We start from the raw sequence: 18,566 nt of genomic DNA, 5'->3' as shown, positions 1-18,566 counted from the left end.
TTATGGAAGCGCTACCAATTCAGTGGTCAGCCTCTAAACAATTAGTCTTAGAGTCTGAGATGCAGGGTTTTTGGATGAGAGATGAATGGGATATTTTTGAGTGTCCTTTATCCGATGGTAATGCGATTCCATCTAGAGCTAAGTACCTTATATTTGGCTGTACTTCTACATCAATTAACACAGAGTTAAAATATGCCTGTTGGCAAAAGTTAGAGAAGAAAGAATGGTCTGTCAACTCACTTTGGTCAAAGAAAGCAAACATAACCAACATTGCTAATTGGCTAAATACTGTTGCCCCTCATGAGGCATCTTTGATAGTTAAGAGTCTGGATAGGTGGGAGTTGTCTTTACGTTCTTACTTGGTAAATAATAAAAAATTACGTGAGTATACTGCTGAAAGAGTTGGAACTACTAAAGAAGCTTATCTTTTTCTGATTCAAGACCCTACTCTTATAATATTTCGTCAAATATATAAATTGGTAGCAAATGTCTATGACGAGCGTGAAGAGTACGAGAAAGAAGTTTGGGACTTACGCAAGCTAGGCGTTGAAGTTGACCCTTCTAAGTCTAACTACAAGCTGAATTTTGAACAATTTAGCCAACCTTGGTTTTTACAGGCAGTAAAAAAGTTTATTAGATACAGTTTAGCTATTTGTTCTCCCGGCGAATGCACTAATAGAATATCAACACTAAGAGATTTTTCAGCATTCCTTGCTCACTATCACCCTTCGCTGCAACCGTCTGAAATTGATAGACCAATCATTTTGGAATTTATTAGTCAGTTACCAGCAACAGGTTTAGCATCTAATACAAGACATAGGATCATTGGTTGTATCAGAACATTCTTAGAATTATGCGCCAGAGAAGGCTGGGCTGCATTCCCCGATAAACGCTTAATTTACAGTGAAGACTTTCCCCGCCTTTCTAAACCTCTTCCTCGCTACATCCCGGAAGAAGTGTTGAGTCAGTTAAACCAGCATATCGAAGAGTTACAACCTCACTATATGCGGATGACATTGATTATCCAAGAGTGTGGGATGAGAATTGGTGAACTTTGTAAGTTGGCGTTTGATTGTCTAATACAAGATGCTCACGGTGACTGGTTTTTACGTTACTACCAGTACAAGATGAAAAAGGAACATACAATTCCAATTTCTAGAGAAGTTGTTGCGGTGATTCAAGAGCAACAATGTTTTGTAATTGAAGAATGGGGATTTGATTTTCCCTATCTATTTCCTGTCCCAAAACCTTATGGGAAAGGAGGTCTTGTAAAGCAGGGTAATTTCAATCATGCCTTAAACAAGTTGGGTCACGACAGAAATATTTGTGATATCAACGGCAAGCTTTGGCGCTTCCAACCACATCAGTTTCGCCATTCGGTAGGCACAAGAATGACGAATAATGGTGTTCCTCAACACATAATTCAGCGATATCTAGGACATGAATCACCGGAAATGACATCTCGCTATGCCTATATTCATGACCAAACACTCAAAGAAGAGTTTGCGAAGTTCAGAGGCAAAGTTGTAAATGTTATGGGCAAAGTAGTTGAATCCGAAGATGCGCGATCTATCAGTTCAGAGTCGCAATGGATTAAGAAGAATATTTTAAGTCAAGCTTTACCAAATGGTACTTGCGCCCTTCCTATAGTTGCAGGTTCTTGCCCACATGCAAACGCTTGTCTTACTTGCGTCCATTTTCGTACAACCATCGATTTTTTGGATGAACACAAAAAACAACTAGAGCAGACAAATCAAATCATTGAAACGGCTACTGCAAAAGGCTGGCAGAGACAAACTGAAATGAATCTGAAGGTCAAAGATAACTTGCAAGCTATTATCACGTCATTGGAAGGGCAAGATGATGCATGAAAGAAACGTTGAGGGTTTACGCCAAAATGCCCAAAAGAAAAAGCAGGAAGCTCGTAAGAGGGCTGATGCGGCAATTCAGCAGCTAAACAAGGAAGGTCGCCCAATCAATTTTAAGGCAGTTGCTGAGATGGCCGGCGTTTCTACTGCTTGGCTTTACAAAGAACCTACGATAAAAAGTCGCATTGAAACTCTCAGAGAACAAGGCACTAAGAAACAAAAGCTGGTAGCTCCAGAGCAAAAAGTAACAGATGCCTCCAAAGATGCTAAGTATCAAGCTCTTAAGCAACGACTGCAAAAAATTGAAGCAGAAAATAAAGGATTGAGAGAGCATTTAGAAACAATCCACGGACGGCAGAGAGCGCTGGTAGACGAAAACGAAGTGCAACGCCGAGAAATTGAGCGATTAACAAAATTACTTTCTAGTGCTGAGGCAGAGCTTGAAAATTTCAAGCCGCAGACAAACTCCTCACAGCAACAGCATCACTCAGATAACAAAAAGCTTAGAGGAACACTACTTAATCTTCCCAAACCTTCATCTAGTACCAGTTCTAAAATCCAAGTAGAGCTAGAAGCACTTTCAATTAAGTTGAACCCTACCTTAAAAAAAATTGTTAGTTCGACCCCTGAAGAAGTAACACTCTTAGCGATTGAAGCTTTGAAAGAAGCTCAGTCTAAAGGAGAAGTACCAAATCCAGCAGGATTTTTAGCTAGAGCAATCAAGGAAGGATGGATACCATCTGATGCACACAAAAATAAGACAGAGAAAGAAGTATTTAATGAATGGTACAAAATTGCTAGTTCTTGCCGACTAGTGAGCGCTGCCACCAAACTTGAAGGTGTTCAACACGTTTTAACAGCGGATGGTGAATGGATTCCATTTCATCAAATAGTTCTTGAGTACCCATTAGATGGATTAGGAAAAATGAGTTGATCAATCATCTTTTTTTGCAAAAGCCTAAAAAATTTATTATTGCTGAAACAAAAAAAGTTGCTCATTGGCTAACGAAGTAAATAACTTGAAGCAAAAAAAGATTGTGATTTTGATAAGACTATGCTAAAAATTAAGATAGGGTTTTTTGCCCTATCCTAATTTAAAAAGTTGTTTTGTAAAAACCCATAAACTGACTGAGCCTAGGAAACTTTAGACAGAGTATTGGGTTTTACATTCAACTTACGCACTTAAGTTTTACCTCTTACTATTTAGCGGCAGGAGGCTGCTTTCGCATGGATACAATTGTAAACGGAAAAGCTCCTAAAAGTCAAGCTTCTGACATCGATTCGTCATTTGAAGCTAATAGCGGTCAAGAAAAATTAGTTAATAGAATCATGGCTATTTTGTATAGCCGAGATAAGATTGATTTATTAATCATAGAATACATAATCTTAGCTAATCTTGTCGGACGTGGTATAGATGTAAAGGATGTGATGTCGTACTTGAAAATGTCTAATCCATCTTTATCTGTACGTCTCCGTCGATTGCGTGAAAAAGAAGCTAGTGGCATAGAGATACCATTATTAAGAGGCGTAAAAAATGCCTACTCTTTTATCTATTATTTCACTGAGTTAATTCCCTTGGATAAAGGGCTGTTATTAATTCAAGACATAATGTCAAAAAAGGGGATAAGCTACGAACGGTATTGCCTTGAGAAAGGGATAGTAGCGGAGCAAGATAGTGCAAAGAACGCAGAAGAGAATAGCAGCAAGCAGAATTCTTCTGAGGAAGATGCTAGTACAGATGAAGATTCAGAAAGTGAAAACAAGGATCATTTGAGTAGCGAAGTCCTGCCAGAAGTGAATTTTGATGAATTATCTTCAATGGTAACTATGCGCGAAGTACTAGAAATGATAGATGAGGCATCTCAAAATATATCAAAAAATATAATTGAGACGCTTACTGAGACTTTTGTACAAATTCTTGACGAAAAAGTTGATGAGATTAATACTCGTGTAACAGAACTTGAGCAAAAGTTTTCTCAGATAAATATACCAAAAGTCAATAAAGAATCCAGAGAGGAATTGGTACAAAGAGTAAGATTGCTTGTTCGGCAAAAGCTATCTTATAAAAATCCTGACAAAAGCTAATAAAAACAGTAGTAAATTACTGTTAATTTTAATACTGCAAGAAGTGAGGAAATCCCCTGGTATCACAGCTAAGAGAATTGGACAAAGAGTTCGCTTATCTACCTATCTAAGCTTACTGTATGCAATGGACTTAGTTAAGCTCGAACTTTTGACTTATAGAGAAGCATTTCTTGGAGAAGAACAAGAAAATAAAGCATATCTTTTTTATCCTTTGATCAATGGATGCAGTTACAAAGTTGACTGCAACAATAAGGTTGCTGTTCTCCAAGAACAATTGTCTACTAATTCATTCCATTTCCCAGAAACTTGCAGGAATTTGCTCAAATTCCAAAAATCAGAACTTTGTAATATGAATTCAGACAATCATGCTGATTTAAGTCATGTATCAAAGCACGAAGTTAATACAAAGACTGATAGAGTTCGTGACTTATCAGCCAGAATGACTTCGCAAGTGATGGAGCGATTAAGAAATACTGAAAGCCGTCAGTTATCAAGAATGACCGAAAAGCCTATTTACAATCAACAAGTGATTGATCTACTTACTCAAAACCTCACGAAATTAACAACAGTATGTGAGCAGCAAGGCATACAAGTACGCTCCATAGAGTCTCGCTTAAATGAGCAAGAAAGACGTACAGAAGCTATAGAAGCAAAATTAGATGCATTAACCTTAAACGGTACATCTAATTACTATACTATTCGTGGCTACTGCAACATTAATCGAATTAAAGTTTCTCAAAAGGAGGCGCAAAGTCTAGGCACTCAAGCTAGTAAAATTTGTCGCCAGAAGGGTTGTTTAGTTAAAAAAATTCCAGATGAACGCCACGGGGAAGTTAATACATATCCCGTTGAAGTGTTGGACAATGTTCTTGAACTCTATAAAAATAGAGTAAGTTGATCATAAAATTTTGACACCAGGGATTGAACATTTTGTGTTCTGTCCCTGTTTAAATTTTTGGTTTTATTTTTCTAAATATAAACTAGGATTTTAAATCCATAAAATTTAGTTTTTTTATTAGTTAACTATATTGTAATTGGTTTATAATTTTTTAGTAAAACAAAGACTTTTACTAAAGGATTTTGAAATCGATAGCGGTATTTGTTTTTGACTCCTATTCGTTGAAGAATAGCTCCTCTATCTGCTTCACATAATTTTCCAATATAATATGCATAAGATTGTGGTTTAACTGGTTTTTGCTTTAATTCAGATAAAACATTTTGTAAATCAGCTAGTCTAAATGTTCCGTATTCATCTGTTTCAACTGAGGCACAAGCAAAAATTATATCGCGAAAGTCTGTTTCTTTTTTCACAGTTGCAACTGCTTTTCGATAAGATTCTTTAACACTTTCATAACTATCATTAATAGCATCCTCAACTGCTATTTTGAAATGGTCTTTGTTCACAAGATTCGAGTTGTTATATATAGCATTTTTAGATGAATGCTTTGTTAGTAAGTGAGTGTAATGAGGAAATCCTTGCGAAAGCTCTACTATGTGAGATTTTACTGAGCTATCTATTGTTAATTCAAGTTTTTCTAGTCCCTGAGTAATAATTTTTTCTAATTCATCATCAGGCATGGTTGGTAATTTAACTTGTGTAGTACATCTTTCGATGGAATTATGATTTCCTATAAGTTCATTTACATTATCGGCTATTCCTACGATTAACAAAGTTATATTAGGTAAATTATCGGACAATGCTTTTATTGTATCGGCAAATTTTATTTGTGTTAAATTGTCTTCTATTAAATCAAACTCATCAAAAATAAATAGTATAGGAATGCTAACCTTTTTTAAAATACGAATAACGGTTGGAGATGATTCTATCTCTTCATTATCATATAAAAGATTTTCTAACAAAGATACTTGTTCTGAAGAAACGTTATCTATTTCCCATTCCCCATTAGTTAATGGCATTAAAATTTCTTCAAAAGCTCTTTTCCAAATAGTATTAAAAGTATCATATCTATTGCAAGTAACTTTCGTTGCTAAAAATTGAGTAGAAGTGTTCATAAAATTAGCTAGAGATGTCTTACCCACCCCACGCTCACCATATAAAATGATATGTTTTCCTTCTTCATTAATAGCGCTAAAAATTCTATTTATCTCATTAAAGCGACCGAAGAAAAATTCTCTTGTCATAACTGGTCTGGAAGGAGTAAATACTTTATCTAATAAAATTATTTTTTGTTGTTTTGCTAAATTATCCATAAAGTACCTTTGCTCAACTTTCTTTAATCTAAATTTGGATAATGCTACTGCTTTGTTAATTTCTATTTGTTGATCAATATCATCTAGTTGTGTTTTGGTAAATGAAGGAGTTATCATAAGTATACTTACTATGTTTACGCTTTTTATAAAAATTAATAATAGTTTTAATTTATATATATGTAATAAAAACTATTAATTTGTTAGATTCTCATAAATAAACGAAACACCGCTATCATGTGGAAAACTTCTTAAATAATTATACAAAATTGTAAGACTTAAAATACAGAAGAGAAAACTTTAAAATCCAAAAAATACATAGATTAGCTTATATATTTAGACCAGACATCTAAAATTACTACAAATATCTAGCATTATAAGCTTGTTTTGTCTAATCATTAACTGTGATCTAATAGGCTATCTAGGTCTTAAAATAATACTGATGTACTGATTGCTGTATAACTAAATTCAACAAGCGTATGACAACGGTTGAATTCTTAAATATGTTTTGAACTATATTCCTAACTTCATACTATGTTTGTATATCAACAAAGTAAAGTGCTTGACTGGCATTGAATTTACGACTTTAGCTAAAGATAACAATACACTTAATGTAAAATTAGCTGAAGTGACAATTACGAGGCGATTGTCCACAATCACAAATTTATGATGCATCAAGCTGCTACCCGCTGAACCATCGGCTCGATCGTCTAGCCAGGGAATTTTGGCATTCTGCAAAATTATCAAAGCATCTCTTTGATTGATTTCGGCTGGACTAAGTTGATTATCGTGGTTAATATCGAGAAATTGGCGAAATTCGTTGTAGCGTTCTTGTTCTCTTTTATCTAACTTACCTACTTCAGCAGATGTTAAGCTACTCCAAGGTCGGCTATAGATATTTTCTAAAATTATCCTGACTTTTACCCCAGCTTTTTGTCTATCAACCAATGCTTGGGCAACTTTGGGTAAACGTAATTCTTGTACCGCTACATCTACTGTAGATTTAGCATTCGTAATAGCATCGACAATCTGTTTTTCTAAATCATCCCCCAGACGAGTTTGCTGACGGTAAGCTTCTTGGTATTCTGAAGACTCAGAATGGTTAAAGTAAGCTTGAATTAATGGGTCTTGTGGTAAGGGTGCTGGACGCTGATTGTAGGACTGGACTCGTTGACAACCAGTCAGAGAGAATATCAGTAAAAAGATATATAAAAAATATCTTTGTCTAGAGATAAGTTGCACTGTAATCTGTTAAAAGTGGGTTGGGAGTGGATATATTTATCATTCCCAAAATTTTGTATTCAGAATTAAGTAGAGAAATAAGTTTCCAAGTCAAGGAAAAAATTCACTGCTAGATGTAAAATTACAGATATTTTTTTCAGGATTTGTCCACAAAAACTGTATATACTGACAAATCCGCAGTCTATTACTAACGTGTGTTCTCACTATTAGCGGTTATATGCAAATTTATCTAGATTACAGCGCCACTACTCCGACTCGAAAAGAAGCGATCGCAGTTATGCAAACAGTCCTCACTCAACAGTGGGGCAATCCTTCCAGCTTACATGAGTGGGGACAACGGGCGGCAACGGTTGTAGAACAAGCCAGAGTCCAAGTTGCTGGTTTAATTAATGCTGCCAGTCCTGAATCGATCGTTTTTACCTCTGGTGGCACTGAGGCAGATAATTTGGCGATTATGGGTGTGGCTCGGTTGTATGCTGTTCCTCAACATCTAATTATCTCCAGCGTTGAGCATTCCGCAATTTCTGAGACAGCACGGTTTCTAGAAATGTGGGGTTGGGAAGTTACGCGCTTGTCTGTAGATGTTAAAGGTAAAGTCAATCCCTTAGATTTAAAGGCGGCGTTGCGACATAACACAGCCTTAGTTTCCGTGATTTACGGGCAAAGTGAAATTGGGACAGTGCAACCGATCGCAGAACTGGGTAAGATTGTGCGATCGCATGGTGCTTTGTTCCACACAGATGCGGTGCAAGCTGCGGGACGCTTACCGATAGATGTGCAACAACTTCCTGTAGACTTACTTAGCCTTTCCAGTCATAAAATATATGGGCCGCAAGGTGTAGGGGCGCTGTATGTGCGTCCTGGTGTGGAATTAATATCCTTACTGGGCGGTGGTGGGCAAGAAATGGGATTGCGTTCTGGTACGCAAGCAGTACCGGTAATTGCCGGATTTGGTGTAGCAGCAGAATTAGCAGCCGAAGAATTAGCTACAGAAACACCACGGTTGATTAAGTTACGCGATCGCGCCTTTGCCCAATTAGCTGAAATTCCGGGTTTAATTCCTACAGGGGATGCTTGCGATCGTTTGCCTCATCATGTGAGTATGTGCTTAGAAAACGCCGATGGAGAAAAATTAAGCGGTAAAGCCTTGGTACGACATTTAAACCTTGCAGGTATCGGTATCAGTGCTGGTGCTGCCTGTCACAGTGGAAAACTTAGCCCTAGCCCGATATTATTAGCGATGGGTTATTCCGAAAAAGCCGCTTTGGGGGGAATTCGCATCACATTGGGGCGTGATACGACGGAAGCTGATATAGATTGGACGGTGATGGTGTTGAAGCAAGTTTTGCACAGGCTAACACCAGATTTATCTTTAGTTAAGCGTTGATAGCTCATACTAAAATTTAGATACAGCATTTGTCGGAGTGTTTTCTATGTCCCTGCAAGAGCTTAAAGAGCAAGCCCGTCAACTGCCAGCGAGCGATCGCCTTGAACTCGTCCGTGCGATTATTGAATCCTTGCAAGATGTTCCAACCCAACTACCTGAGCGATCGCGCATCATCAAGCAGATGAAAGGTTTATTGAAGACCGACCAGCCAGCGCCGACTGATGAACAGGTGGAGTCCATGCTAGAAGAGCGTCGGGTGGAGAAATATCTTTAATGAGAGTTTTGATTGATACCAACATCATTCTAGATTATTTGCTAGACCGAGAGCCATTTTTGCAAGATGCCCAAGCCCTATTTAATTTGATCGATTCTGGACAAGTGGTTGGACACGTGACTGCAACCACACTCACTGATATTTTCTACATCGCCCGTAGACAGACTCAAAGTATTGAACTTGCTAGACAGGCAGTTTCAACCATACTGGCGGTTTTGGTTATTTGCTCTGTAAATCGGGCTATTTTAGAAGCAGCTTTTGCGTCTGGTTTAGCTGATTTTGAGGATGCGGTACAAATTTATTGTGCAGCTGCTCAGAGTTTAGAGGCGATCGTTACTCGTGATTTGCAAGGGTTTTCCAATTCAGCTATACCCGTTTTATCAGTGCATCAGCTATTAGAGCAGCTTAGGTCAGTTGAGGAGACGCAGGATTAATCGTTTCAGCATAACGAAGAAGTGCGATCGGCGATTGCTCCTGCTTCAATCTACGTTGTCTTCTCTCTACATATCCTGATCTACTTTAGTCAAGTGATATTTTAGCTGGTGTAATGACATTGTGTTCTAGGGGTTTGCCGATTGTTGGCGCAGCGTCTACGAACAGGAAAAGGCAGCACTCTATGTCACTGCTGCCGAAAGCATCACCCCAGTTTTTTACAAATAGGTAAAATTTTGAGCGTGTCTCCGATGCGATCGCAATTCTTGTGCAAGTTCCTGAGTAAGTAAGATATTTATGCAGTTTGCGATCGCTTTCGGCAAGAAATAACTGGCCATAGGCGATCGCCTTTACCATATTAATCCTTTCGTCACCATCATATTCCTCGGCAGGACTGCTAGGATTTCCATAGATTCGGTTTAACAATGAGCTACTCAAGCAAGTTTCAGAATTGCATTTATCAAATTTCGTGCTAACCAGACCAGAAATATTAGCTAATTTCAGGACAATAACACCATGAACACTGCTAAACTCACCACTGATGGCACTCACCAAATTGTTATTTTACCCGAAGATTTTCAACTTACTGGTACTGAAGTTTATATCAAAAAAATTGGTAAAGCCATTGTCCTGATTGCCAAAGACAATCCTTGGGAATCCCTGATTGATAGTCTAGACAATTTTTCTGATGACTTCATGACTACCAGAGATCAGCCAGTTATTGACACTAGATTCTCCTAGCTTCAGTAGTTAGGCACGGCTGCCGAAATGGTTAAATAAATCTTTTCCCAAAAGTTAATATTTTGAGTCATAAAGGAGCTTAAGCATGACTTATTTTAATTACTTTTGAGGCTTTTTTTGAATGAATAAATTCATCATTGGCATTGGGATGTTTGTTGGCTCTACGATTGGTAGCTACATTCCTGTTTTGTGGGGTGGAAGTTTGCTATCGTTCACCTCGATCCTGTTCAGCGTCATTGGTGGCCTTGTAGGAATTTGGCTTGGGTATCGCGTATCAAAATATCTAGGTTTTATCTGATCGGCGCTCTATATTACTGTCGCTGAAAGCCTTAAACGAGTCTTTTACCAACAGGTAAAATTTTGAGTGTGTCTTCTATACGATCGCAGTTTTTGTGCAAGTTTCTGGATAAGTGCGATATTTATGCAGTTTGCGATCGCATCCTATAATATATTTCAATAAAAATCAGCATCATGAGTATTATCGTCTTCGGCAGCATAAATATAGATTTGGTAGCAACAACACCCCGGTTGCCAGTTGCAGGAGAAACGTTGCTAGGAGAAGATTTTTTTAAAGTTTCGGGAGGGAAAGGAGCCAATCAAGCCGTAGCATTAGCAAAATTGGGCATTCCTACCCAGATAGTGGGGCGTGTAGGTGCAGACGATTTTGGTAAGGAACTTGTTAACAATTTGCAAACATCTGGCGTGCAGACTGATAATATTTTTGTGGATAAAACTGTTAGTTCTGGAGTCGCTATTATCACCGTGAGTCAGACTGGTGAAAATCAAATCGTCGTCATTCCTGGTGCAAATGGGCGCGTCAATCAAGAAGATGTAGAGCGATTATCCCACTTTTTACCAGAAGCGACAGCACTACTTTTACAGCTAGAAATTCCTATTACTGCCGTGGTTGCTGCTGCTAAAGCCGCAAAAGGTGCAAATATAAAAGTAATTTTCGACCCCGCACCCGCACAATCTAATTTACCAGAAGAATTGTATCCATTGGTGGACATTATTACACCGAATGAAGTTGAAGCAGCGCAGTTGGTTGGTTTTCCTGTGAATGGAGAGGAACAAGCCGCCAAAGCAGCTGCGGTTTTATTGCAACGGGGTGTGAAATGTGCGATCGTCAAACTGGGTGCTAAGGGTGTTTTTTGTGCTACTGCTGAAGAAAAGTTTTTTGTACCCGCGTTTTCAGTTCATGCAGTTGACACAGTAGCCGCAGGCGATGCTTTCAATGGTGGTTTAGCGGCGGCACTTTTTCAAGGACTTTCCTTACATCAAGCAGTTGTTTGGGGTGCAGCAGCGGGTGCTTTGACAGCGACAAAACCAGGCGCACAAACTTCGCTACCGGATAGGTTTACATTTGATGCATTTCTTCAGGAAAGGGGAATGAATAGTGGCTTGCAAGGGTAGGTATTTAAAAAAGCATAGATAAACAAGTAAAATACTTATCTGATAGGGGCAGAACTTCTGAACGATGTAGGGTGTGTAGCAGGAGAAATGCAGATAGGAAAAGTGAGGAATTAAGTATGGCATTATATCTAGACTCAGCGATCGCATCGGAAGCTGAAGTTGTTAAGCTTTGGGGATGGGTAAAAGGTATTACAACTAATCCCACGCTGTTATCTCAAAGCGATACTCCACCAGAAACCACGCTCAAAAAATTGGTTGCCTTGACAAATGGCCCCTTATACTATCAACTTATGGCATCCGATAAAGCTGGGATGCTAGCTGAAGGTAGAAAAGCTTTCGAGATTATTGGTTCACAAACAATTTTGAAGATTCCCGCAACCCCGTTAGGGTTTGAGGTGGTGGCGAGTCTATCGCCAGAAATTACCTGTTCAGTGACAGCGATTTATAGTGCAGCACAGGCAGCAGTAGCACGAGAAGCAGGAGCTAAAATTGCCATAGCTTATGTAAATCGAGCTACTCGATTGTTAGGTGATGGTATTGCCCTAGTGCGGGATATGGCTAGCGTACTCAAAGGTAGTGATACGGAAATCTTGGCAGCTAGTATCAAATCTCCTGAAGAAGCAGCCGCATCGTTGCAAGCTGGGGCGGATCATTTAACTTTACCACTGGCAATGTTGCAGGCGATCGCAACTCATGAATTCTCACAAAAAACTGTTGAAGAATTCGCTAAAGGAGGCATCGGTTTAAGTAATTCGTAATTCGTAATTCGTAATTCCGATGTATTCAATAAGTGAATTTAGCTAAACTATAAAAATCAAATTTACTCAACATCTCCAAAAATGTGAATACCGCAGGTACTTGCAGGGTATTAGATAAAGTTGCAGTTGCAATGACTCTTTCAAGCGGTGCAGGTAAACTGTATACCTGCACCTTTGGGGGAATGGGTACAGCTGCTAAACGAGGCATAATAGCTGCTCTCAGTCCTTGATTCACCATGCTAACGACTGTGGAATCTTCTTGAATGTCGGTAGCAGTATTGATTGGAATTGCGAAAGTCTTCAGGTGGTTGTGAAGAATGCGTCCACAAGGTGTACAAGGAAGCAAAACCGGCGGATAGGCTGCTATGTCTTCCCAAGTAATTTTCGGACTGCTAATTTTGCTATCTGGTGGTAGTAAAGCTATATACTCATCCCGAAAAATTTCCCAAGTTTCAAATTCTTCACCAGTTGGCAGACAGGTAATACCAATATCAGCACGTCCATCATGCAAACACTGCTCGACATCCGTGAAAGCACCACACTCTATGATTGTGACAGCAATCTCTGGGAATTGATTATGAAATTGGGCGATCGCTTTTGGTAATAGATGAGTAGCGACGCTCCGAAAAGCCGCAATTCGCACATGACCACCGTGTAAACCTTTATGCAGGTTTGCTTCGTGTTGCATCATCTCTAGATGCTGCATTGCTTGACGCGCATGATACAAAATGCGCTCTCCAGCAGGTGTCAGCACAGCACCGTGACGACCTCTCGCAAATAAGGGCACACCTAATTCTTCTTCTAGGGTGGCGATCGCATGACTAATTGCAGGCTGGGAAAGTTGCAATTCTAAGGCTGCTTCACTAAAGTTACCACGATCTGCGACTGCAACTATGGCTCGGAGTTGGGAGAGTTTCATAGGCAATTGATGAGAACAAGGTATACACATCCTGACTTTATTGTGGCAAAAAGGTTGTATTAGTGATTTTTAATATCTATAAATCCTATTTATAGAACCTATGCAAGCCATGATTTGATTCTTAACTGAGATGTTGTTACTGTTTTATTTACTGAGCAACTTTCAGGAATAATTTTATGAACAATAACATTAGGTGTCTATCAAAAGAAGATATAGAAATAAATTGTAGTCCGTCATTCCAGAAAAAAAGCCACTCAAACTTCTGGAAATCTCTGCATCTGATTTGGGAAAATTTTGTTAAAAAACTCCTAGCAGATCCGAATGAATTACAAGTTTGGCAAAAGGTTGACCGTCACGGTAATATCTATTGGCAAGCTTACGACCCGGCAACCGGAAAATCTTTTTCTTCGGGTTCTGAAACTGATGTGTCTATGTGGATTGAACAACTTTATCGGTATTAAAAACATGACACAACTTACTTTGGTAATCGGCAACAAAAATTATTCGTCTTGGTCACTTCGTCCTTGGTTAGCGATGAAGCAATTCGGTTTGGAATTCAATGAGATTCGGATTCCTCTCTATAACGACCCAGATTATTCATCGAAAATTCGGCAATACTCGTCATCAGGAAAAGTACCTGTGTTATTGCACGATACGCAAACGGTGTGGGATTCTCTCGCTATTTGTGAATATCTAGCTGAAACTTTTCCAACCCTGCAATGGTGGCCAGAAGATAAGGCTGCAAGAGCATTAGCTCGTTCTATCAGTGCAGAAATGCACTCAGGATTTCAAAACTTGCGTCAGAATATGCCAATGAACTGCCGTACTAAATATCCTGGTAAAGGTTTAGAACCCGGCGTACAACAAGACATTGACCGCATTACTAGTATTTGGCAAGAATCCCGTCAAAAGTTTGGGGCTGGTGGCAATTTTTTGTTTGGCAATTTCACAATTGCCGACACATTTTTTGCTCCAGTTGTCCTGCGGTTTATCGCTTATGATGTGCAGTTAGATGCTATTTCTAGAAATTATGTGGAGTCAGTTTTAGAACTTCCAGCAATGCAAGAGTGGATAAATGCAGCAAAGAATGAGACAGAAGTTATTCCCCAATATGAGTTTTAGTAAAATAGCAAATAGGGAGAACATAAAGGGCAGAAATATTCTAATTAGAGATGCAAACCAAAGCGATATTCCTGCCATTATGGAATTGATTTATTTGAAAGCTGAATTTGATGGTTGTCCTGAATCTGTAGAGGCAACTCCTCAAAAGTTAGAAATTGATTTATTTGGAGAAATGCCTCTTGCTTTTGTTCTTCTGGCTGAGGTTGATGGCGATACTATTGGGTTGGCAACTTATCACTTTATCTATTCAACTTTTTTAGCAAAACCTGGAATTTGGCTTGATGATTTATATGTCAAAGCTGAATATCGAAGCCACGGAGTTGGTCAGGCATTCATGCTACGTTTGCGCCAGATTGCCAAAGAAAAAGGTTGTGGCAGAATCGATTGGACTGTAGCTGTGTCTAACGAGCGTGGAATCAATTTTTATGAAAGAATAGGTGCAAAGATTATGAATAAAGTAAAAGTATGTCGCTTAGATGGCCGGATATTATAGTGGGTAGCAATACTTTTCAGATAAACCCAACAATCTCTTTTTTGGTCTGGGGGAAAGGTTAAAGGGTAACGGGTAAAGGTAAATTCAAACCTTTTCCCTTTCCCCTTTCCCCCTTAACCGAAAAGTATTGAGTGGGGTGGGTATTACAATACTCAAGCCTACAAACGACAAACTTTCTTTTTTAGAGATGTCTACTATAGCAATCCTAAATCATTCATGAGAATTTGAGATAGTTTGACCCTCTGTAGTTCCCTCAATGCTTTGGGGAGATGACGTTAGCTAGGGCGTGAATTTTCTTGCAAATCATTTAGGATTGCGATCGCTCTCTTAAGCCACCCTGCTAAACTGTAAGTTCTATCAAGGAAAATCGCCCGATCCATCCTGACACTGTTCAAGCTCTAGTGTTTATGGAGCATAGATTGTAGCTTTACAAACGTGCTATTATTTTCTAACGACTGTTTAATAGCGTTAAGCTAGAATAAATCCATTTTAATATTAGTAATGCCTAATATTCAAGAACACGTAAACACTCTAGTTACGAAATTTGTTCCGGGTTATAGATTTTTTCGTTTACAAGAACTCACAATTGATAAAAATCATTCAATTCAAACAGAAATTAATAGTCAATCAATTAAAGTTCTCAGTTGGAATATTGCTAAACAAAACTATAATAACGTTTGGTTAGAAGATTTTTCCAAAATTATTGCAGCTTATCAACCAAACCTGATATTTCTACAAGAGTTTTCTTTAAAGTTAGAGGCAGAAGAATGGGCAAAATGGTTGAAAATGAATTGGAGTTTTGCTCCTAATTTTGTAGATATTCATCATCAAACTTATTCAGGAATCTTTACAGCCTCGACAATCAGCCCGATTACCAAAAAAGTTATAACCACTAAACATCATGAGCCGATTGTTAAAACTCCTAAAATTTCTTTAATCACTGAGTATGTACTATCTGAGCAAAGCATAACTCTACTGACAATCAATACTCATCTGATAAATTTTGTAGATATAAATAAATTTAAAATTCAACTAAATGAATTAGAGCGAGCCTTATCTATACATCGGGGTCCACTAATATTTTCAGGAGATTTCAATACTTGGAGTCGCAAAAGAGCAGTTATTCTCAATCAAGTAACAACTCAATTGGGATTAACACCTGTAATTTTCGCACCAGATGAGAAGGAGAAAATTAAACGCTTCCTGTTGTCACCCCCTTTAGATCATATCTTTTATCGAGATATCAGTGTGAAAAAAGCCAGTGCTAAGGTGCTAGACCAAATTTGTTCATCCGATCATAAGCCATTGCTGGCAGAATTTACTTATACCAATACTCAAAAAAATTAAGATGGTTGTAGATGCTGGTGTTCTAGCTATTTTTAGCACAGCTACAGTTGTTGTTCATTTCGTGGGAGTTATACATGCAGCCCATGCAGTGATGAATGTGCGTTCTTCTCAAGGGGCAATTGCCTGGAGCATTTCTCTCATTACCTTTCCCTGGCTAGCGATTCCATTGTATTGGATTTTAGGAAGAACTAAATTTCATGGATATGCTGAAACGCTGCGCTCAGTCTATGCAGAACACTATAAGCTTTTTCATTCGACTTATAGCGAACTGATTAAATTTCAGGTTGCGCCACCAGATAATCTAGCCCAGTTGCAACCATTAGCGGAGGCTTTTACAGACATTTCTTTTACATCAGGGAATGCTGCCGAATTACTGATTAATGGTCAGCAAACCTATGAAGCGATGCTGAAAAAGATTGCATCGGCGAAGAATTATATTTTGTTTCAATTCTATACTGTTAACGATGACCAATCAGGTAATGAGTTTAAAGAAGCGTTAATTGCTAAAGCCAAGCAAGGAATAAACATCTACTTTCTCTACGATGAAATTGGTTCCAAGAAACTATCTCGCCCTTATATCCAATCTTTACAAGAGCATGGAATTACAGTAAGTGCATTTAACACCACCCAAGGTCAGGGTAATCGGCTCCAATATAATTTTCGCAATCATCGAAAAATTTTGGTGGTGGATGGAGAAATTGCATTTGTAGGTGGACTAAATATTGGTGATGAATATTTAGGAAAAAATGCTCGCTTAAGTCCTTGGCGTGATACTCATATCATGCTTGAAGGGCCAAGTGTACAAAGCCTACAAAACTCGTTTGTGCGAGATTGGTATTGGGCAACTCGAAAACTTATCGAAGTTAACTGGCAGGTAAAAACTAATCGGGATAATCAAACTGTATTCATACTTCCTACAGGCCCCGCAGATCATCTGCCAGCTTGTAAGCTTTTTTTCGTCGAATTAATTAATCAAGCTCAAACTCACCTCTGGATTGCTAGTCCATACTTTGTGCCGGATGAGGCAACATTGTCAGCTTTAAAACTAGCAGCAATGCGAGGTGTCGATGTGCGAATTCTTTTACCAAATCGACCCGATCATTTATTCGTTTATTTATGTTCCTTCTCTTACTACACCGAAATGGAAAAAATCGGTATCAAGTTGTATCGTTACAAAAATGGGTTTATGCATCAGAAAATTATAGTTGTTGATGAGAATTTAGCAGGCGTAGGAACTGTTAACTTAGATAATCGCTCTTTTTCGCTAAATTTTGAAGTTATGGGTTTTGTTACCGAGTCTGGGTTTGTCCAAAGTGTGAAAAAGATGTTAGAGGATGATTTAGCTGTTTGTGTTGCTGTCGATCTTAATGAGTACGATAAAAAACCTTTTTGGTTCAAGCTAGCTGTGAGAGTCTCTCGATTGCTGACTCCTTTACTTTAATTGTTAATAAGTAGGTAGACATAATTAAATATAAAAAAACTCATAGTTTGTAGTGAGCGATTTATCGCTCAGAGCCAGGATTCTCAGGACTAAAGTCCTTACTACAAACAATAAATTTATTTATGCCTAGATACTTATATGGATTAATAGAATAATCAATCAGGCAAAGTTATGGGTAATTTACTTAGTGGGGTCGCTAAACCGTCAATGCTGACGAGATTTTTCTTCTGTTGATATTCTCGAACTCCTTCTTCGCCTTTTTTACTAGCCCAGTTTACTAAAGTCTGGCGCTGCCCTTGATATTCATAGAGTGGTACGCCAAAACCACAGGAAGTCTGGATTTTTTCAATGTCAGCGACGATAATTTGACGAGTTCCAGGTATCGGCAAAAATAGAGAATACAATGAGTCCCACTCTGGAGAACTTGGTAAAATCGTGGTTCCTTGACCGTAAAGACGCAAGATACACGCGGGTTCTTGAAAGGCACAAAACATGAAGGTTATCCGCCCATTTTCTTGCAAATGGGCTGATGTTTCGTTACCACTACCTGTAAGGTCTACATAACCTACTCGCTTGGGAGACAAAATACGAAAGCAGTCTTGACCTTTAGGAGACAGGTTAACATGACCCGTGGGACTCAAAGGTGCAGAGCCAACAAAGAAAAGGTGTTGGGCAGCAATAAAGTCTTGCAGTTCTTCAGTAATACAGTCAAACAATTTAGACATAGACTGTCTGATTTATATTTACAAATTGATCGTGTTTTCAGCCTATGTCTTAGCTAAAAATCTAGCAAGGTATAATTACCGATGTCTGGTTTATCCCAAAGAAGTGGGGAA

19 protein-coding genes and 1 pseudogene are annotated in these 18,566 nt (G+C 38.6%); 15 read left to right on the top strand and 5 right to left on the bottom strand.

Annotated elements, in window-relative coordinates; translation table 11 throughout:
* Positions 1-2 precede the first annotated feature (2 nt).
* The 4 genes from V7K45_RS23225 to V7K45_RS23210 all read left to right on the top strand — a co-directional run bounded on the left by V7K45_RS23225 (position 3) and on the right by V7K45_RS23210 (position 4,851).
* On the top strand, positions 3-1,871 hold the full coding sequence (locus tag V7K45_RS23225) for a tyrosine-type recombinase/integrase (protein ID WP_335007328.1): 1,869 nt from the start codon (positions 3-5) through the stop codon (positions 1,869-1,871).
* Positions 1,861-2,802, top strand: a complete 942-nt coding sequence (locus V7K45_RS23220) for a DUF6262 family protein (protein WP_335007327.1) — start codon at positions 1,861-1,863, stop codon at positions 2,800-2,802. The genes V7K45_RS23225 and V7K45_RS23220 overlap by 11 nt, the downstream gene beginning before the upstream one ends.
* Positions 2,803-3,095: 293 nt before the next feature.
* Positions 3,096-3,953 carry a hypothetical protein gene (locus tag V7K45_RS23215; protein WP_335007326.1) on the top strand — a complete coding sequence of 286 codons (858 nt, stop codon included), beginning with the start codon at positions 3,096-3,098 and terminating at the stop codon, positions 3,951-3,953.
* Positions 3,910-4,851: a hypothetical protein gene (locus tag V7K45_RS23210; protein WP_335007325.1), complete on the top strand. Its 942-nt coding sequence runs from the start codon at positions 3,910-3,912 to the stop codon at positions 4,849-4,851. Before V7K45_RS23215 ends, V7K45_RS23210 begins: the two co-directional genes overlap by 44 nt.
* A gap of 125 nt (positions 4,852-4,976) precedes the next feature.
* On the opposite strand, the gene V7K45_RS23205 is transcribed toward V7K45_RS23210, so the two are convergent.
* Both V7K45_RS23205 and V7K45_RS23200 read right to left on the bottom strand, forming a co-directional pair.
* A complete protein-coding gene (locus V7K45_RS23205) occupies positions 4,977-6,281 on the bottom strand; it encodes an ATP-binding protein (RefSeq protein ID WP_335007324.1) in 1,305 nt (434 codons plus the stop codon).
* Between the two features lie 486 nt (positions 6,282-6,767).
* Positions 6,768-7,394, bottom strand: a pseudogene (locus V7K45_RS23200) (phospholipase D-like domain-containing protein); the annotation flags it as partial.
* A 226-nt stretch (positions 7,395-7,620) separates the two neighbouring features.
* Here V7K45_RS23200 and V7K45_RS23195 point away from each other — a divergent pair.
* From V7K45_RS23195 to V7K45_RS23185, 3 genes are read left to right on the top strand one after another with little or no spacing between them, the layout of a single operon-like run.
* Positions 7,621-8,790: a cysteine desulfurase family protein gene (locus tag V7K45_RS23195; RefSeq protein ID WP_335007323.1), complete on the top strand. Its 1,170-nt coding sequence runs from the start codon at positions 7,621-7,623 to the stop codon at positions 8,788-8,790.
* A 46-nt stretch (positions 8,791-8,836) separates the two neighbouring features.
* Complete coding sequence (locus V7K45_RS23190) at positions 8,837-9,064, top strand: hypothetical protein (RefSeq protein ID WP_335007322.1); 228 nt, start codon at positions 8,837-8,839, stop codon at positions 9,062-9,064.
* Positions 9,064-9,498 carry a PIN domain-containing protein gene (locus V7K45_RS23185; protein ID WP_335007321.1) on the top strand — a complete coding sequence of 145 codons (435 nt, stop codon included), beginning with the start codon at positions 9,064-9,066 and terminating at the stop codon, positions 9,496-9,498. Before V7K45_RS23190 ends, V7K45_RS23185 begins: the two co-directional genes overlap by 1 nt.
* Before the next feature lie 85 nt (positions 9,499-9,583).
* On the opposite strand, the gene V7K45_RS23180 is transcribed toward V7K45_RS23185, so the two are convergent.
* Positions 9,584-9,922 carry a hypothetical protein gene (locus V7K45_RS23180; RefSeq protein ID WP_335007320.1) on the bottom strand — a complete coding sequence of 113 codons (339 nt, stop codon included), beginning with the start codon at positions 9,920-9,922 and terminating at the stop codon, positions 9,584-9,586.
* Positions 9,923-10,012: 90 nt separating this feature from the next.
* Here V7K45_RS23180 and V7K45_RS23175 point away from each other — a divergent pair, with 90 nt between their 5' ends.
* The 3 genes from V7K45_RS23175 (at position 10,013) to V7K45_RS23165 (ending at position 12,408) form a co-directional block, all read left to right on the top strand.
* Positions 10,013-10,237, top strand: coding sequence for an antitoxin (locus V7K45_RS23175; protein WP_335007319.1), 225 nt, complete (start codon positions 10,013-10,015; stop codon positions 10,235-10,237).
* A gap of 471 nt (positions 10,238-10,708) precedes the next feature.
* Positions 10,709-11,650: a ribokinase gene (gene rbsK / locus V7K45_RS23170; RefSeq protein WP_335007318.1), complete on the top strand. Its 942-nt coding sequence runs from the start codon at positions 10,709-10,711 to the stop codon at positions 11,648-11,650.
* A gap of 116 nt (positions 11,651-11,766) precedes the next feature.
* A complete protein-coding gene (locus V7K45_RS23165) occupies positions 11,767-12,408 on the top strand; it encodes a transaldolase family protein (protein ID WP_322695995.1) in 642 nt (213 codons plus the stop codon).
* Between the two features lie 25 nt (positions 12,409-12,433).
* Here the strand turns inward: V7K45_RS23165 and V7K45_RS23160 are convergent, their stop codons facing one another.
* A complete protein-coding gene (locus tag V7K45_RS23160; RefSeq protein ID WP_335007317.1) occupies positions 12,434-13,327 on the bottom strand; it encodes a LysR family transcriptional regulator in 894 nt (297 codons plus the stop codon).
* A gap of 176 nt (positions 13,328-13,503) precedes the next feature.
* Between V7K45_RS23160 and V7K45_RS23155 the strand changes: the two genes are divergently transcribed.
* The 5 genes from V7K45_RS23155 (at position 13,504) to cls (ending at position 17,730) form a co-directional block, all read left to right on the top strand.
* On the top strand, positions 13,504-13,788 hold the full coding sequence (locus V7K45_RS23155) for a hypothetical protein (RefSeq protein ID WP_335007316.1): 285 nt from the start codon (positions 13,504-13,506) through the stop codon (positions 13,786-13,788).
* 4 nt (positions 13,789-13,792) lie between these two features.
* Positions 13,793-14,449: a glutathione S-transferase family protein gene (locus V7K45_RS23150; RefSeq protein WP_335007315.1), complete on the top strand. Its 657-nt coding sequence runs from the start codon at positions 13,793-13,795 to the stop codon at positions 14,447-14,449.
* Complete coding sequence (locus tag V7K45_RS23145) at positions 14,439-14,942, top strand: GNAT family N-acetyltransferase (protein WP_335007314.1); 504 nt, start codon at positions 14,439-14,441, stop codon at positions 14,940-14,942. Before V7K45_RS23150 ends, V7K45_RS23145 begins: the two co-directional genes overlap by 11 nt.
* A gap of 501 nt (positions 14,943-15,443) precedes the next feature.
* Positions 15,444-16,289 (top strand): endonuclease/exonuclease/phosphatase family protein, encoded by an 846-nt coding sequence (locus V7K45_RS23140; RefSeq protein ID WP_335007313.1) that lies wholly within the window; start codon positions 15,444-15,446, stop codon positions 16,287-16,289.
* A 1-nt stretch (position 16,290) separates the two neighbouring features.
* Positions 16,291-17,730, top strand: coding sequence for a cardiolipin synthase (gene cls, locus V7K45_RS23135; protein WP_335007312.1), 1,440 nt, complete (start codon positions 16,291-16,293; stop codon positions 17,728-17,730).
* Positions 17,731-17,885: 155 nt separating this feature from the next.
* Here cls and V7K45_RS23130 read toward each other — a convergent pair whose 3' ends face one another.
* On the bottom strand, positions 17,886-18,455 hold the full coding sequence (locus tag V7K45_RS23130) for a pyridoxamine 5'-phosphate oxidase family protein (RefSeq protein WP_335007311.1): 570 nt from the start codon (positions 18,453-18,455) through the stop codon (positions 17,886-17,888).
* Between the last annotated feature and the right edge of the window lie 111 nt (positions 18,456-18,566).

This window comes from Nostoc sp., from assembly GCF_036917375.1.
Lineage (GTDB): Bacteria > Cyanobacteriota > Cyanobacteriia > Cyanobacteriales > Nostocaceae > Nostoc.
Note: the sequence above shows the minus strand (reverse complement) of the source record. Positions and strands in the feature narration are given on the sequence as shown.

Excerpts from the sequence above, each read along its gene's own strand:
- cls (WP_335007312.1), top strand. The coding sequence starts at position 16,291 with ATGGTTGTAGATGCTGGTGTTCTAGCTATTTTTAGCACAGCTACAGTT.
- V7K45_RS23205 (WP_335007324.1), bottom strand. The coding sequence starts at position 6,281 with ATGATAACTCCTTCATTTACCAAAACACAACTAGATGATATTGATCAA.
- V7K45_RS23140 (WP_335007313.1), top strand. The coding sequence starts at position 15,444 with ATGCCTAATATTCAAGAACACGTAAACACTCTAGTTACGAAATTTGTT.
- V7K45_RS23155 (WP_335007316.1), top strand. The coding sequence starts at position 13,504 with ATGAACAATAACATTAGGTGTCTATCAAAAGAAGATATAGAAATAAAT.
- V7K45_RS23150 (WP_335007315.1), top strand. The coding sequence starts at position 13,793 with ATGACACAACTTACTTTGGTAATCGGCAACAAAAATTATTCGTCTTGG.
- V7K45_RS23130 (WP_335007311.1), bottom strand. The coding sequence starts at position 18,455 with ATGTCTAAATTGTTTGACTGTATTACTGAAGAACTGCAAGACTTTATT.
- V7K45_RS23165 (WP_322695995.1), top strand. The coding sequence starts at position 11,767 with ATGGCATTATATCTAGACTCAGCGATCGCATCGGAAGCTGAAGTTGTT.
- V7K45_RS23220 (WP_335007327.1), top strand. The coding sequence starts at position 1,861 with ATGATGCATGAAAGAAACGTTGAGGGTTTACGCCAAAATGCCCAAAAG.
- V7K45_RS23190 (WP_335007322.1), top strand. The coding sequence starts at position 8,837 with ATGTCCCTGCAAGAGCTTAAAGAGCAAGCCCGTCAACTGCCAGCGAGC.
- V7K45_RS23215 (WP_335007326.1), top strand. The coding sequence starts at position 3,096 with ATGGATACAATTGTAAACGGAAAAGCTCCTAAAAGTCAAGCTTCTGAC.
- V7K45_RS23175 (WP_335007319.1), top strand. The coding sequence starts at position 10,013 with ATGAACACTGCTAAACTCACCACTGATGGCACTCACCAAATTGTTATT.
- V7K45_RS23195 (WP_335007323.1), top strand. The coding sequence starts at position 7,621 with ATGCAAATTTATCTAGATTACAGCGCCACTACTCCGACTCGAAAAGAA.
- V7K45_RS23225 (WP_335007328.1), top strand. The coding sequence starts at position 3 with ATGGAAGCGCTACCAATTCAGTGGTCAGCCTCTAAACAATTAGTCTTA.
- rbsK (WP_335007318.1), top strand. The coding sequence starts at position 10,709 with ATGAGTATTATCGTCTTCGGCAGCATAAATATAGATTTGGTAGCAACA.
- V7K45_RS23185 (WP_335007321.1), top strand. The coding sequence starts at position 9,064 with ATGAGAGTTTTGATTGATACCAACATCATTCTAGATTATTTGCTAGAC.
- V7K45_RS23145 (WP_335007314.1), top strand. The coding sequence starts at position 14,439 with ATGAGTTTTAGTAAAATAGCAAATAGGGAGAACATAAAGGGCAGAAAT.
- V7K45_RS23160 (WP_335007317.1), bottom strand. The coding sequence starts at position 13,327 with ATGAAACTCTCCCAACTCCGAGCCATAGTTGCAGTCGCAGATCGTGGT.